We start from the raw sequence: 13013 nt of genomic DNA on the forward strand, positions 1-13013 counted from the left end.
GGCCGGCGCGACCGTCGACGCGCTGCGGGCGGACCTCGTGGAGCGGGCGGGGGACCGGGTCGACGCCGCGCGTGCGGCGGTGGCGGCGCCGCTGCGGGCCGCGGACCTGGCGCCGGACGCCGCGGCGGGGCTGCGCCTGCGGCTCGCGGTGCTGCGGACCTTCACCTGACGGGTCGGCGGACGGGTCCGGGGGAGGATGGTCGGGTGACGGTCACGGGACGGGACGCGGACGGCGCCACGACGAGGGGTGCCGGCACGCCGGCCGCGGCTGCCGGGACGCCCACGACGCCCACGACGGCGGGTGCGGTGACGCCCCCGGCGACGGCGGGGCCGCGGACGGCGGCGCTGCTCGAGCGGGCGGACACCCTGGTGCGGGCCCTCGCGCTCGGGACCGACCGCTGGCACCCCGGGACGCGGTCGGGCGTCGAGCACGCGCTGGGCTCCGTGCGCGACCGGCTCCGGCTCGGCGTCGACCACACCGTCGTGCTCCTCGCGGGCGGCACCGGCTCGGGCAAGTCGAGCCTGTTCAACACCGTGAGCGGGCTTCCGCTGGCCGAGGTCGGCGTGCGGCGGCCGACGACCTCCCGGACGACGGCGTGCGTGTGGGGACGGTCCGCGGGGCCGCTGCTCGACTGGCTCGAGGTGGACCCCGCCCGGCGCACCCAGCGCGAGAGCCCGCTCGACGGCGACGCCGAGGCCGCCCTGCGCGGCATGGTGCTCCTCGACGTGCCCGACCACGACTCCCTGCAGGAGGCCCACCGGCACCTCGTCGACCGGCTCCTGCCCCAGGCCGACCTGCTCGTCTGGGTCCTCGACCCGCAGAAGTACGCCGACGACGCCCTGCACTCGGGGTACCTGCGGCGGCTCGCCGCGCACGAGGTGGCGGTCGTCGTCGTGCTCAACCAGATCGATACCGTGCCGCCCCACGCGCGCGAGCGGCTGCTCGGCGACGCGACGCGGCTGCTGCGCGAGGACGGGCTGGACGTGCCGGTGCTCCCGGTGTCCGCGGTGACGGGCGAGGGGATCCCGGCGCTGCGGGCCCGGCTGGCCGAGAGGGTCGGGCGGGCGGGGCTGGCGGCCCACCGGGCGGAGTCGCTGCTCGACGAGGTGGCCGAGCGCCTCGGCGCGGAGCTGCGGCCGGCGGACGACGAGCCCGGGGCCGCGACCGCCGACGGCGGCGGGGGTGCCACGGCGGACGACGCGCTCGTCGACGCGCTCCTGGCGGCGGCCGGCGCGCCCGCCGGCGGCACGTCGGCGGCCTGGACGCCGGACGACCTGCAGGCGGAGTCCGTCGCGCTGGCGCGGCGGCGCTGGGTGGCGTCCCGGTCGGGCGGGCTCCCGGCCGCGTGGGCGCAGGACCTCGACCGCCGTGCCGCCCCCGCCGAGCGGCTGCACGCCGCCGCCCGGGACGCGCTGCGCTCGGCGGTGCCGGCGCGGGCGGCCGTCGCGCCGGGGCGGGGGACCGGCCGGGTCGTCGCCGGAGGCGTCCTCGCGGCGCTCGGGGCGGTGGCCCTGGTGCTGGGGCTGGTGCTGCCGGCGACCGCCGCGGTGGTGGCGGGCGCGGTGCTGCTCGTCGCCGGGGCCGTCCTGCTCCTCGTCGCGCTCCGGGGCCGCCGCGGGGCGGCGGCACCCCCGGCGACCGGTGCCCCGGCGGCGGCGCGGGCGGTGCTCGCGGAGGTCGTGGACGTGCACGCCGGCGCTCCGGCGCGGGCGGTGCTCGCGGAGCACGAGGCGGTCGGGGCCCTCGTCGAGCGGGCGCGGGCGGCCGGCACCGTCCGCTGACCCCGGCCGGGCGCCGGGCACCGGGGCACCGACGCGGCCGGGACGAGGTCGGGACGAGGTCGCGGCGGGGCGGCGGCGAGCCGCCCCCAGCCCGCACGGGACGGGCCCCGTCCCCCGGGGGCCGCCGCCGCCCCCCCGCCGGCGGGGCCGCCCCGGCGACGCTGCCCTCACGAGCCCGGCGGACGGCCGGGCGTGGCGAGAGGGGCAGCATGAGCAACGGCACGAGCATCACGGTCACGGGGTGGGTGGGCTCCGACGTCCGGCCCGGCGCGGCGAGCGCGACCGGCACGGACTTCGCCTCCTTCCGGCTGGGCAGCACCCGTCGGTGGCGTGACGTCCAGAAGGGCGAGTGGCGCGAGGACCCGACGATGTGGTTCACGGTCAAGGTGTGGCGGCAGGCCGCGGAGAACCTGCGCCACAGCCTGCGCAAGGGCGACCCCGTGGTCGTCGAGGGCCGGCTGGCGACGGACCAGTGGGAGGGCCCGGACGGCGTCCGCACGGACCTCGTCATCGTGGCCCGAGCCGTCGGGCACGACCTGACGCTGGGCACCGCGGCCTTCGAGCGGACCGCGGGCGCCGTGCGCGGCGCGCCCCCGGCGGACGTCTCGGGCCTCGTGGAGCTCCCGCCGGAGGACGACGGGGACGAGAGGGTCTCCCAGGCGGCGGCCGCGCTCGTCGCGGAGGTCGACGAGGCGCTCGCGGGGACGGAGGAGGGGTCCGACCTCGACCCGGCGGCGGCGACCGGCGCCGCGCGCTGATCGCCTAGGCTGGGGGACCGGACGACGGGGGCGGCGGGCCGCCGCGCGCCCGGACGCACGGGGACGCCGGGGCTGCCCGGGTCCCCGGGCCGGGCGCCGCGAGCGGGCCCGCCGCGCACCCGTCGGAGCACCAGGTCCTGCACCAGCACCCGAGCACCGAGGCGGACGAGAGAGCCAGTGGCTGAGTTCATCTACTCCATGTACAAGGCGCGCAAGGCGCACGGGGACAAGGTCATCCTCGACGACGTCTCCCTGAACTTCCTGCCCGGCGCCAAGATCGGCGTCGTCGGCCCGAACGGCGCCGGGAAGTCGACGATCCTCAAGATCATGGCGGGGCTGGACCAGCCCTCCAACGGCGAGGCGCGACTGGCGCCCGGGTTCAGCGTCGGCATCCTGCAGCAGGAGCCGCCGCTGAACGAGGAGAAGACCGTCCTCGGCAACGTCGAGGAGGGCGTCGGCGAGATCAAGGGCAAGCTCGACCGCTACAACGAGATCTCCGCCCTCATGGCCGAGCCCGACGCGGACTACGACGCGCTCCTGGCCGAGATGGGCACGCTGCAGGAGGACATCGACGCGGCCGACGCCTGGGACCTCGACACCCAGCTCGAGCAGGCGATGGACGCGCTGCGCTGCCCGCCGCCGGACGCCGACGTGGCCGTCCTCTCGGGCGGCGAGCGCCGCCGCGTCGCGCTGTGCAAGCTCCTCCTGCAGAAGCCCGACCTGCTGCTGCTCGACGAGCCCACCAACCACCTCGACGCCGAGTCCGTCCTGTGGCTGGAGCAGCACCTGCAGGAGTACCCCGGCGCCATCCTCGCCGTCACCCACGACCGGTACTTCCTCGACCACGTCGCGGAGTGGATCTGCGAGGTCGACCGCGGCCGGCTCTACCCCTACGAGGGCAACTACTCCACGTACCTGGAGAAGAAGCAGGAGCGCCTCAACGTCCAGGGCAAGAAGGACCAGAAGCTCGCCAAGCGCCTGAAGGACGAGCTCGAGTGGGTCCGGATGAACGCGAAGGGCCGCCAGACGAAGAGCAAGGCGCGCCTGGCCCGGTACGAGGAGATGGCCGCCGAGGCGGACCGCACGCGCAAGCTCGACTTCGAGGAGATCCAGATCCCGCCGGGCCCGCGCCTGGGCTCCGTGGTCCTGGAGGCGAAAGGGCTCGAGAAGGGCTTCGACGACCGCCAGCTCATCGACGGGCTCTCGTTCACCCTGCCGCGCAACGGCATCGTCGGCGTCATCGGCCCGAACGGCGTCGGCAAGACGACGCTGTTCAAGACGATCGTCGGCCTCGAGCCGCTGGACGCGGGCGACCTCAAGATCGGCGAGACGGTCTCGATCTCCTACGTGGACCAGAGCCGCGGCGGCATCGACCCGAAGAAGACGCTGTGGGAGGTCGTCTCGGACGGCCTCGACCACATCAAGGTCGGCAACGTCGAGATGCCGAGCCGTGCCTACGTCGCGGCCTTCGGCTTCAAGGGCCCGGACCAGCAGAAGCCCGCGGGCGTGCTGTCCGGCGGGGAGCGCAACCGGCTCAACCTGGCCCTCACGCTCAAGCAGGGCGGCAACCTGCTCCTGCTCGACGAGCCGACGAACGACCTCGACGTCGAGACGCTCGGCTCCCTGGAGAACGCGCTGCTGGAGTTCCCGGGCTGCGCCGTGGTGGTCTCCCACGACCGGTGGTTCCTCGACCGCGTCGCGACGCACATCCTCGCGTACGAGGGCACGGAGGAGGACCCCGCGAGCTGGTACTGGTTCGAGGGCAACTTCGCCTCCTACGAGGAGAACAAGGTCGCGCGCCTGGGCGCCGACGCGGCGCGCCCGCACCGGGTGACGCACCGCAAGCTGCGCCGCGACTGACCTGCGGGGCGAGCCGACGGGCTCGGTGACGACGGGCCGGGGGTGCATGCCCCCGGCCCGTCCTCGTCCCCGGGTGGCGGCGGCCGTCGCGCCCGACGACGATCGGCCCGTGGTCGACGACGCAGGTGCCCCCGCCCGGCACGCCGAGCCCGGGGCCGGCGCGGGCCCTGCGCCCGACCTCGTCGACGCGCTCGTGCTGCTGCGGGCCCGGGTCGCCGACCTCGACCTGCCCCTGGGCGGCCCCGGCATCGACGAGGCGCGGGCGGTCCGCCGGCAGGTGCTCGACCAGCTCGACGACTACCTCCTGCCGCGGCTGCGCTCGTCGGCGGCGCCCGTGCTCGTCGTGGTCGGCGGGTCCACCGGCGCGGGCAAGTCGACGCTCGTGAACTCCCTGCTCGGGCGGGCCGTCTCGCGCTCGGGCGTGCTGCGCCCGACGACCCGCTGGCCCGTGCTCGTCCACCACCCCCTCGACGCCCGGTGGTTCACCACCGACCGGGTGCTGCCCGGCCTCGCCCGCTGGGTCGAGGGCGCGGGGGTGGCGGCGCGCGGCGCCCCGGTCGAGGCGGCGGCCCCCGGTGGCGTCACCACGGGGACGACGGACGCCGGGGTGCACGCCGGGGGCGGCCTGCGGCTGGCGCCGGCGGAGGAGCTGCCGCAGGGGCTGGCGCTGCTCGACGCGCCCGACATCGACTCCGTCGTCGAGGAGAACCGGCTGCTCTCGCGGCAGCTGCTCGGCGCCGCCGACCTGTGGCTCTTCGTCACGACGGCCGCCCGGTACGCCGACGCCGTGCCCTGGGAGCTGCTCGCGACGGCCGCCCGGCGCCGGGTGGAGCTGGCGCTCGTCCTCGACCGCGTCGACCCGGGGGAGGAGGCCGCGGTCGCCGCCCACCTGCGGACGATGCTCGAGGAGCACGACCTGACGGGCACGACGGTGCTGACCGTGCCGGAGGCCCCCCTCGTCGACGGGCTGCTGCCGGAGTGGGCCGTGGCGCCGCTGGCCGACTGGCTCACGGCGCTCGCGGCGGACCCGGCCGCGCGCCGCGGCGTGGTCGAGCGCACCCGGGACGGGCTCATCGGCGACCTCCTCGTGCGCACGGGCGAGCTCGCGGCCGCCGCCGACGCCCAGCGGGCCGCCGACGCGCGCCTGCGGTCCGTGGTCGCCTCCGCCTACGCGGCCGCCGCCGAGGACGTCCGGCAGGCCACCTCCGACGGCACGCTCCTGCGCGGCGAGGTGCTCGCGCGGTGGCAGGAGCTCGTCGGCACGGGCGAGCTCATGCGCTCCGTGGAGCAGGGCGTGTCCCGGCTGCGCGACCGCGTCACCTCCGCGCTGCGCGGGAAGGGAGCCGACGGTCCGACGCTGCAGGACGCCATCGGGCACAGCCTCGACGCCGTGGTCCTCGACGCCGCCGAGGGCGCCGCCGAGCGCGCGCACGCCGCCTGGCGGGGCGACGCGGCCGGGCGCCCGCTGCTCGAGGGCCTGGCGCTGTCCCGGGCCTCGGCCGGGCTGCGCGGCCGGGTCGCCGGGGAGGTGCGGGCGTGGCAGGGCGACGTCCTCGCGCTCGTCACGGACGAGGGCAGCGGGAAGCGCACGCAGGCCCGCGCGCTGTCGTTCGGCGTGAACGGCCTCGGCGCGGCGCTCATGCTCGTCGTCTTCGCCTCCACCGGCGGGCTCACGGGCGCCGAGGTCGGGATCGCCGGCGGCTCCGCGCTGCTCGCGCAGCGGCTGCTGGAGGCCGTCTTCGGCGACGACGCGGTGCGCCGGCTGACCGTGCGCGCGCAGGAGCTCCTCTCCGAGCGGGTCGAGGGGCTGCTCGGCGCGGAGGCGGCCCGGTTCACCGCCCAGCTCGACGCCCTCGGCACGGACCGCGGGGACGGGTCCGGGCTCCGGGCCGCCGTGTCCCTCGTCGAGCGCGCGCCCCTGCCGGAGGCCGTCGAGGCCGCACCCTCCTCCGGGCGGGGACGCCTGCGGGGGGCCGGACGGGCCGGCGACGCGCCGCGACCGGGGAGGGCCGGGGCGGCTGCGACCGGCAGCGCCGGGACGGGGCCGGGCGGCGACGGCGGCGACGACGGTCGGCGCGAGGGGGCCGACAGCGGTGGCCTGCGGGGGTGGTGGCGGCGGTTCACCGGCGCCGACGAGGACGGCTCGGCGTGAGGCGCACCGCGCCCGTCGCGGACGTCGCGGACGCCCTCACCGACGCGCTCGCCGCGGGCGGGGGCCGGCTGCCCGAGGACGTGGTGGCGCGCGCGACGCAGACCCTGGAGCGCGCGCGCGAGCGGCTCGGCCTCGCCGCCGGGCTCACGGTCGTCGCGCTGGCCGGCGCGACGGGCTCGGGCAAGTCCAGCCTCTTCAACGCCGTCGCCGGCACGGAGCTGGCCGTCCCCGGCGCGCTGCGGCCCACGACCTCCCGCGCGCTCGCGGCCGTCTGGGCGGACGACCCGGACGCCGCCGACGCCCTGCTCGACTGGCTGGAGGTGGACGTGCGGCACCGGCCGCCGGTGCCGCCGGCCCGCACCGTCCCCACCGACCTGCTGCTGCTGGACCTGCCCGACCACGACTCCGTCGTCGCGGAGCACCGGGCCGTCGCCGAGCGCCTCTACGAGCGCGTCGACCTGCTGGTGTGGGTGCTCGACCCCCAGAAGTACGCCGACGGGGTGCTGCACGAGCGCTACCTGCGGCCCCTGGCGCCCCTGGCGGGGGTCATGGTGCTCGCCCTCAACCACGCCGACCGCGTGCCGGCGCCCGAGCGCTCCTCCTGGCTCGCCGACGCCCGTCGCCTCGCGGCGGAGGACGGGCTGCGGGACGTCCCGGTGCTCGCCGTGAGCGCGCGGACGGGCGAGGGCGTCGACGCCCTGCGCGACCTCCTCGTCGAGGCCGCCCGCCGCCGCGAGGCCGCCGGGGCGCGGGTGCGGGGCGACCTGCGCGCCGCGGCCGCGGAGGTCGTCGCCGCCTGCGGCACCGGCGCGGCGGGCCGGGCCGACGCCCGGCCCCTCGTGGACGCCTTCGAGGCGGCGGCCGGCGTGCCCGCGGTGGTCCAGGCGGTGCGCGGGTCGGCCCTGCGCCGGGCCCGGGCGCACACGGGGTGGCCCCCGCTGCGCTGGCTGGCGCGGTGGCGGCCCGACCCCCTGCGGCGGCTCCACCTGCGCGTGGGGGCGCCGGACCCGGTGGCCACGGGACGCACCTCCCTGCCGACCGCGGCCCCGGCCGTGCGCGCCCGTGCCGCCACCGCCGTGCGCGGCTACGTCGACGCCGCCACCGCCGGGCTGCCGGAGGAGTGGGTGCTCGGCACGCGCGGGGCGCTGCGGGAGGCGGGGGCGACGGGCGAGGTCGTCGCCGACGCGCTCGACACCGCGGTGGCCGGCACGGAGCTGCTCGCCGAGCGTCCCGCGCTCTGGTGGCGGGTGGTCGGCGCCCTGCAGTGGGTGCTGCTCGCCGCGGCCGTCGTCGGTCTCGGGTGGCTCGGGGCCCTGGCCGGCGCCGCGTACCTGCAGCTGCCGGTGCCGCGCACGCCCGAGTGGGGGCCGCTGCCCGTGCCGACGGCGCTCGTGGCCGGCGGCGTGCTCGTCGGGCTGCTGCTCGCGCTGCTCTCGGCGCTGCTCGCCCGGGTCGGGGCGCGGCGGCGGGCGGCCCGGGCGCGCCGGCGCCTGCGCACGGCGGTGGCGGGGGTGGCCGAGCGTCTCGTCGTGGAGCCCGTGGCCGCCGACCTCGATCGGCTGCGGCGGTGCCGGGACCGGGCGTCGGAGGCCGCCGCGGGCTGACGTGCCCCGTGGTGGGCCGTGACGGCCGGCCGGCGCGGCAGGATGGCCCGGCGGCCGCACCGCGCGGCCCGGACGGAGGGTGTCGTGGCGAGGCTCGAGGTGCCGGTGCGGCTGCGCTGGTCGGACATGGACGCGTACGCGCACGTCAACAACGTGCAGATGATGACGCTCCTCGAGGAGGCGCGCATCGAGGCGTTCTGGCGGCACCCGCCGCTGGCCGGGGCGGAGCACGCGCCGACGGACCCGGAGGGCGCGCCCGCCGGGGACGCGGCCGGCACGGTGGGGGTCGCGCGCGGCGACGGGTCGGCCCGGCCGACCGCGGTCCTGCGCGCCGGGCCCGGAGCCGAGGTCGCGACCCTCGTCGCCCGGCACGAGGTGGAGTACCTGCTGCCGCTGGCGTACCAGCGCCGCCCCGTCGTCGTGGTGCTGTGGGTGGGGCACCTCGGCGGGGCGAGCCTGGACATCTGCTACGAGGTGCACGACCTGCCCCCGGGCGACCCGGCGTCGGCGGTGCACGCCCGCGCGATGTCGACGCTCGTGCTCGTCGACGCCGCCACCGGCGCACCGCGGCGGATCTCCGCGGAGGAGCGGGCGGCGTGGTCGCCGTTCCTCGAGGAGCCCGTGGCGTTCCGGCGACGCCGCTGACCCGGAATCCTGGCGGCGGACCGGGTGCGCCGTCCGCCGGGCCGCGTCAGGCCGCGGGGGCCGACGCGTTCCCGGCGTCGGCGGCCGGGCCGCCCGTGCCGTCCCGCCGTGCGCGCTCGGCCCGCTCGGCGGCCTGCGCGATGTTGCGCTGCATGCCGCCGAAGACGACGCCGTGGAACGGGGTCACCGAGGCCCAGTAGAGCTGCCCGGCCAGGCCGTGGGGCTGGAAGAGCGCGCGCTGGGCGAAGACCGTCGGCGGGCGGCGCCACCGCTCGTCGTCGGGGGCGTCCTCCCCCTCGGGGTCCTCGATGCGCAGCTCGAGCCACGCGAGCCCGGGCAGCCGCATCTCGGCGCGCAGCCGGATGAGGCGGCCGGGCTGGATCTCCTCCACGCGCCACCAGTCCACGGCGTCGTCGATGACGAGCCGGTCGGGGTTGCTCCGTCCGCGGCGCAGGCCGGGCCCGCCGACGATCCGGTCGAACAGCCCGCGGACCCGCCAGGCCAGGCCCCACGAGTACCAGCCGTGGTCGCCGCCCACGGACTCCAGCACCCGCCACAGAGCGGCGGGGGAGGCGTCGACGACGGTCCGGCGCTCGTCGACGTACACGGACCCGCCGGCCCAGTCCGGGTCGCTCGGCAGGGGGTCGCTCGGCGCGCCGCGCACGGCCGCCGACGACCAGCGGGTGTCCACGGCGGAGTCCTGCACCCGCCGGAGCGCCAGGCGCACGGCACGGTCGAAGTCGACGGGCCCGCCGGGGGGGTCGGGGACGTACGCGGCGATGTCGTGCTCGTCGCAGACGACCTCGTGGACGAGCGAGCCGACGAGGGGCTTGGCCAGGCCGGCCGGCACCGGCGTGACGAGCCCGACCCAGTGGCTCGACAGGCGCGGGGTGAGCACGGGCACCGGGACGATGATGCGCGGGGGCAGCCCGGCGATGCGCGCGTAGCGCTGCATCATGTCCTGGTACGTGAGGACCTCGGGGCCGCCGATGTCGAAGGCGCGGTTCACCTCGGGCGGCATCGAGGCGGACCCGACGAGGTAGCGCAGCACGTCGCGCACGGCGATGGGCTGGATGCGGTTGCGCACCCAGCGCGGCACGGTCATCGCCGGCAGCCGCTCGGTGAGGTACCGCATCATCTCGAACGACGCGGAGCCGCTCCCGAGGATGACGGCGGCGCGCAGCACCGTCGTCGGGACGCCCGAGGCGAGGAGGATCTCGCCCACCTCGCGGCGCGACTGCAGGTGCGGGGAGAGGTCCACGTCGTCGCCCTCGGGGTACAGCCCGCCGAGGTAGACGACGCGCTCGACGCCCGCCTCGCGCGCCGCCTGGCCGAAGACGAGGGCCGCGTGGCGGTCCGTCGACTCGAAGCGACGGCCCGAGCCCAGGGAGTGCACGAGGTAGTACGCGACCTGCACGCCCTCGAGGGCCTCGCGCGTGGTGGCGAGGTCCGTGACGTCGGCCTCCGCGGTCTCCACGTCGTCGTGCCACGGGCGCCCGCGCAGCCGGTCCGGGTGGCGGGCGACGGCGCGCACGCGGTACCCGGCGGCGAGCAGCTCGGGCACCAGGCGACCGCCGACGTAACCCGTGACGCCCGTGACGGCCACGAGCGGCGCGTCGGGGCGGGGCCGGCCGTCCTCCCCGACCCCGGGCACGAGGCCCGTCAGCGTGCGGAAGACCGGGTCGCGGGCGAGGTCGTCCGCGTGGGCGTCCTCGGCCGTCGGGGCGGGGGCGGAGGGCGTGGTGGGCACGCCGCGAGTGTGGGCCCCGGACGGGGGCGCCGCACCCGGGCGGACGCGGCGCCTCAGCCCGACGTCAGGACGGGCCGGACGGCGTCAGGACCCGAGGAGCTCCAGCGTCCGCTTCTCCGCGACGCGCTGGGACCGCGTCGGCGTGATGGTGCTGCCGCGCTCCCAGAGCTCGATGACGCGGGGGTCGATGTAGGAGGCGCGGCAGACCGTGGGCGTGTTGCCGAGCTCGGCGGCCACGTCCTTGACCACGCCGGAGACGGCCCGCTTGCGCGCCCGGTCCGTCGCCGGCGGCTCGCCCACCCCCGCGAGGCCCCGGGCCGCCAGCACGGTGGCGTGCCAGGTGCGGAACGTCTTGGGCGACGCCTCCTCGCCGAGCCGCGCCTTCACGTACGTGCCGACGTCCGCGCTCGTCACGTCGTGCCAGGTGCCCTCGTCGTCGCGCCAGGCGAGCACCTCGGGGCTGGGGTCGTCCCGGCGGACGAGGGTGCGGATGAGGTCGGCGACGACGGTGTCCTCCACGACCGTGTCGCGGATCTGCCCCGACTTGGCGGGGAAGTGCAGGTGGACGCGCCCCTCGTCGCCGTCGTGCTCCGGGTCGAGGACCTCCACGTGCTCGCGGCGCAGCGTCGCCAACCCGTAGGACCCGTGCTTCTTGGCGTACCCCTCGCCGCCCACCCGCAGGTAGGCCAGGTCGAGCAGGCGGAAGGCCAGCGCGAGCGCCTTCTCCCGCGGGAAGCCCTCCTGCTCGAGGTCGGCGGTCACCTTGCGGCGCGCGGACGGCAGGCGTCGGGCGACGACGAGCACCTGGTCGTGCTTCTGCTTGTCCCGACGGGCGCGCCACTGCAGGTGGTACAGGTACTGGCGGCGCTGGGCCTCGTCGAGACCGGCGGCCTGGATGTGCCCGTTGGGCCACGGGCTGATCCACACGTCCTGCCACGCCGGCGGGATCGCCAGGTGCGTGATGCGGTCGAGGTGCTCCGGGTCGGTGACGCGGGCACCGGTGTGGTCGAGGTAGGAGAAGCCGCGGCCGGACCGGCGACGGGTCCAACCGGGGGCGTCGATGCGGACGCGGCGCAGGCGGACCATGCGGGCATCGTGCCCGGGGGCCCGCCGGAGCGCTCGGCGAGCGGCCCGCCCGTCCGCCCGGCGGTCTCAGTCGCCCCGCGCGTCCGGGACCCGGACCATGCCCTCCTGGACGGCGGTGGCGACGAGCGCCCCGCCCTCGTCGAACACCCGCAGCGTCCCCAGCCCGCGCCCGCCCTGCGCGGCCGGCGTGCCCTGGACGTAGAGCAGCCAGGCGTCGGCGCGCACGTCCCGGTGCCACCACTGGGCGTGGTCGAGGCTCGCGACCGCCAGGCCCGGCGTCGTCCACGCCAGGCCCGCCCGGCGCAGCACGGGCTCGAGCATGACCTGGTCGCAGGCGTAGGCGACGAGGGCGCGGTGCAGCACCGGGTCGTCGGGCAGCGGCGCGCGGGCGCGCATCCACACGCGCTGCGCGCCGTCGTCGTCGGGGGCCGGCCGCAGGTAGAGCGAGCCGTCCACGTGCCGGACGTCGAAGGCGCTCTGGTGGGTCCAGAACTGCGCGACCGGGTGGTCGAGGTGGCCCATGACGTCGTGCGCCGAGCGCACGTCCTCCGGTGCCGGGACCGGCCCGGGGAGCTCGTCGGCGTACCGGACGCCCGGCTGGTCGGGCTGGAAGGAGGCGATCATCGACAGGATCGGCACGCCGTCCTGGAGGGCGTGCGTGCGCCGGGCGGAGAACGACCGCCCGTCGCGCAGGCGCTCGACCGCGAGCTCGATGGGCTTCGTCACGTCCCCGGCGCGCAGGAAGTAGCCGTGCAGGGAGTGCGGCAGGCGCCCCTCGGGGACCGTGCGGGCGGCGGCCACGAGCGCCTGCGCCAGCACCTGCCCGCCGTACACGCGCCCCATGGGCTGCGGCACGCTCCGCGCCGAGAAGCGGTCCTCGTCGAGGCGCTCGAGGTCGAGGACGTCGAGGGTCGCCTGCACGGCGGCGGCGGCCGTCGCGTCGGGCGCGGCGCCGGGTGCGGCGGGTGCGCCGTCGGGTGCGGTCACGGGCCTCAGTCCTCGAAGGTGTTGAGCAGGGAGTGCGCGGCGCGCTCGAGGTAGTCCCACAGCTGGGCGGCGTGCAGCGGGGCGAGGTCGAGCTCGTCGACGGCCGCGCGCATGTGCAGCAGCCAGCGGTCGCGGGCGTCGGGGTTGACCTTGAACGGCGCGTGCCGCATCCGGAGCCGGGGGTGGCCCCGCGTGTCGGAGTAGGTCGTCGGGCCGCCCCAGTACTGCTCGAGGAACAGGGTCAGGCGCTCGCGCGCCGGGCCGAGCTGCTCCTCGGGGTACATGGGCCGCAGCACGGGGTCGTCGGCCACGCCGCGGTAGAACGCGTCGACGAGGCGGACGAACGTCGCGTGCCCACCGACGGCCTCGTAGAAGGAGTCGGTCCTCAC

General features: G+C 77.8%; 10 protein-coding genes. 6 read left to right on the forward strand and 4 right to left on the reverse strand.

Going from position 1 to position 13013, the window contains the following annotated elements; genetic code table 11:
* Positions 1–204: 204 nt before the first annotated feature.
* The 6 genes from EJA20_RS12490 to EJA20_RS12515 all read left to right on the forward strand — a co-directional run bounded on the left by EJA20_RS12490 (position 205) and on the right by EJA20_RS12515 (position 8801).
* A complete protein-coding gene (locus EJA20_RS12490) occupies positions 205–1782 on the forward strand; it encodes a GTPase (RefSeq protein WP_164983967.1) in 1578 nt (525 codons plus the stop codon).
* Between the two features lie 209 nt (positions 1783–1991).
* Positions 1992–2540 carry a single-stranded DNA-binding protein gene (locus EJA20_RS12495; RefSeq protein ID WP_129338482.1) on the forward strand — a complete coding sequence of 183 codons (549 nt, stop codon included), beginning with the start codon at positions 1992–1994 and terminating at the stop codon, positions 2538–2540.
* A 177-nt stretch (positions 2541–2717) separates the two neighbouring features.
* On the forward strand, positions 2718–4400 hold the full coding sequence (gene ettA / locus EJA20_RS12500; protein ID WP_129338483.1) for an energy-dependent translational throttle protein EttA: 1683 nt from the start codon (positions 2718–2720) through the stop codon (positions 4398–4400).
* A gap of 109 nt (positions 4401–4509) precedes the next feature.
* The gene (locus EJA20_RS12505; RefSeq protein ID WP_240675460.1) at positions 4510–6552 is read left to right on the forward strand and encodes a dynamin family protein; all 2043 of its coding nucleotides are present in this window, start codon (positions 4510–4512) and stop codon (positions 6550–6552) included.
* Complete coding sequence (locus tag EJA20_RS12510) at positions 6549–8156, forward strand: GTPase (RefSeq protein ID WP_129338485.1); 1608 nt, start codon at positions 6549–6551, stop codon at positions 8154–8156. The genes EJA20_RS12505 and EJA20_RS12510 overlap by 4 nt, the downstream gene beginning before the upstream one ends.
* Before the next feature lie 84 nt (positions 8157–8240).
* Entirely contained in the window at positions 8241–8801 is a 561-nt protein-coding gene (locus EJA20_RS12515; protein ID WP_205687484.1) for an acyl-CoA thioesterase, read from the forward strand.
* 46 nt (positions 8802–8847) lie between these two features.
* Here the strand turns inward: EJA20_RS12515 and EJA20_RS12520 are convergent, their stop codons facing one another.
* The 4 genes from EJA20_RS12520 to EJA20_RS12535 form a co-directional block, all read right to left on the reverse strand.
* Positions 8848–10551 carry an SDR family oxidoreductase gene (locus tag EJA20_RS12520; RefSeq protein WP_205687485.1) on the reverse strand — a complete coding sequence of 568 codons (1704 nt, stop codon included), beginning with the start codon at positions 10549–10551 and terminating at the stop codon, positions 8848–8850.
* A gap of 84 nt (positions 10552–10635) precedes the next feature.
* Positions 10636–11637, reverse strand: a complete 1002-nt coding sequence (locus EJA20_RS12525) for a DNA topoisomerase IB (protein ID WP_129338487.1) — start codon at positions 11635–11637, stop codon at positions 10636–10638.
* A gap of 66 nt (positions 11638–11703) precedes the next feature.
* Positions 11704–12624: an acyl-CoA thioesterase gene (locus EJA20_RS12530; RefSeq protein ID WP_240675461.1), complete on the reverse strand. Its 921-nt coding sequence runs from the start codon at positions 12622–12624 to the stop codon at positions 11704–11706.
* A gap of 5 nt (positions 12625–12629) precedes the next feature.
* Positions 12630–13013, reverse strand: a complete 384-nt coding sequence (locus EJA20_RS12535) for a globin (protein ID WP_129338488.1) — start codon at positions 13011–13013, stop codon at positions 12630–12632.

It is taken from the genome of Cellulomonas endophytica, assembly GCF_004123805.1.
GTDB lineage: Bacteria > Actinomycetota > Actinomycetes > Actinomycetales > Cellulomonadaceae > Cellulomonas > Cellulomonas endophytica.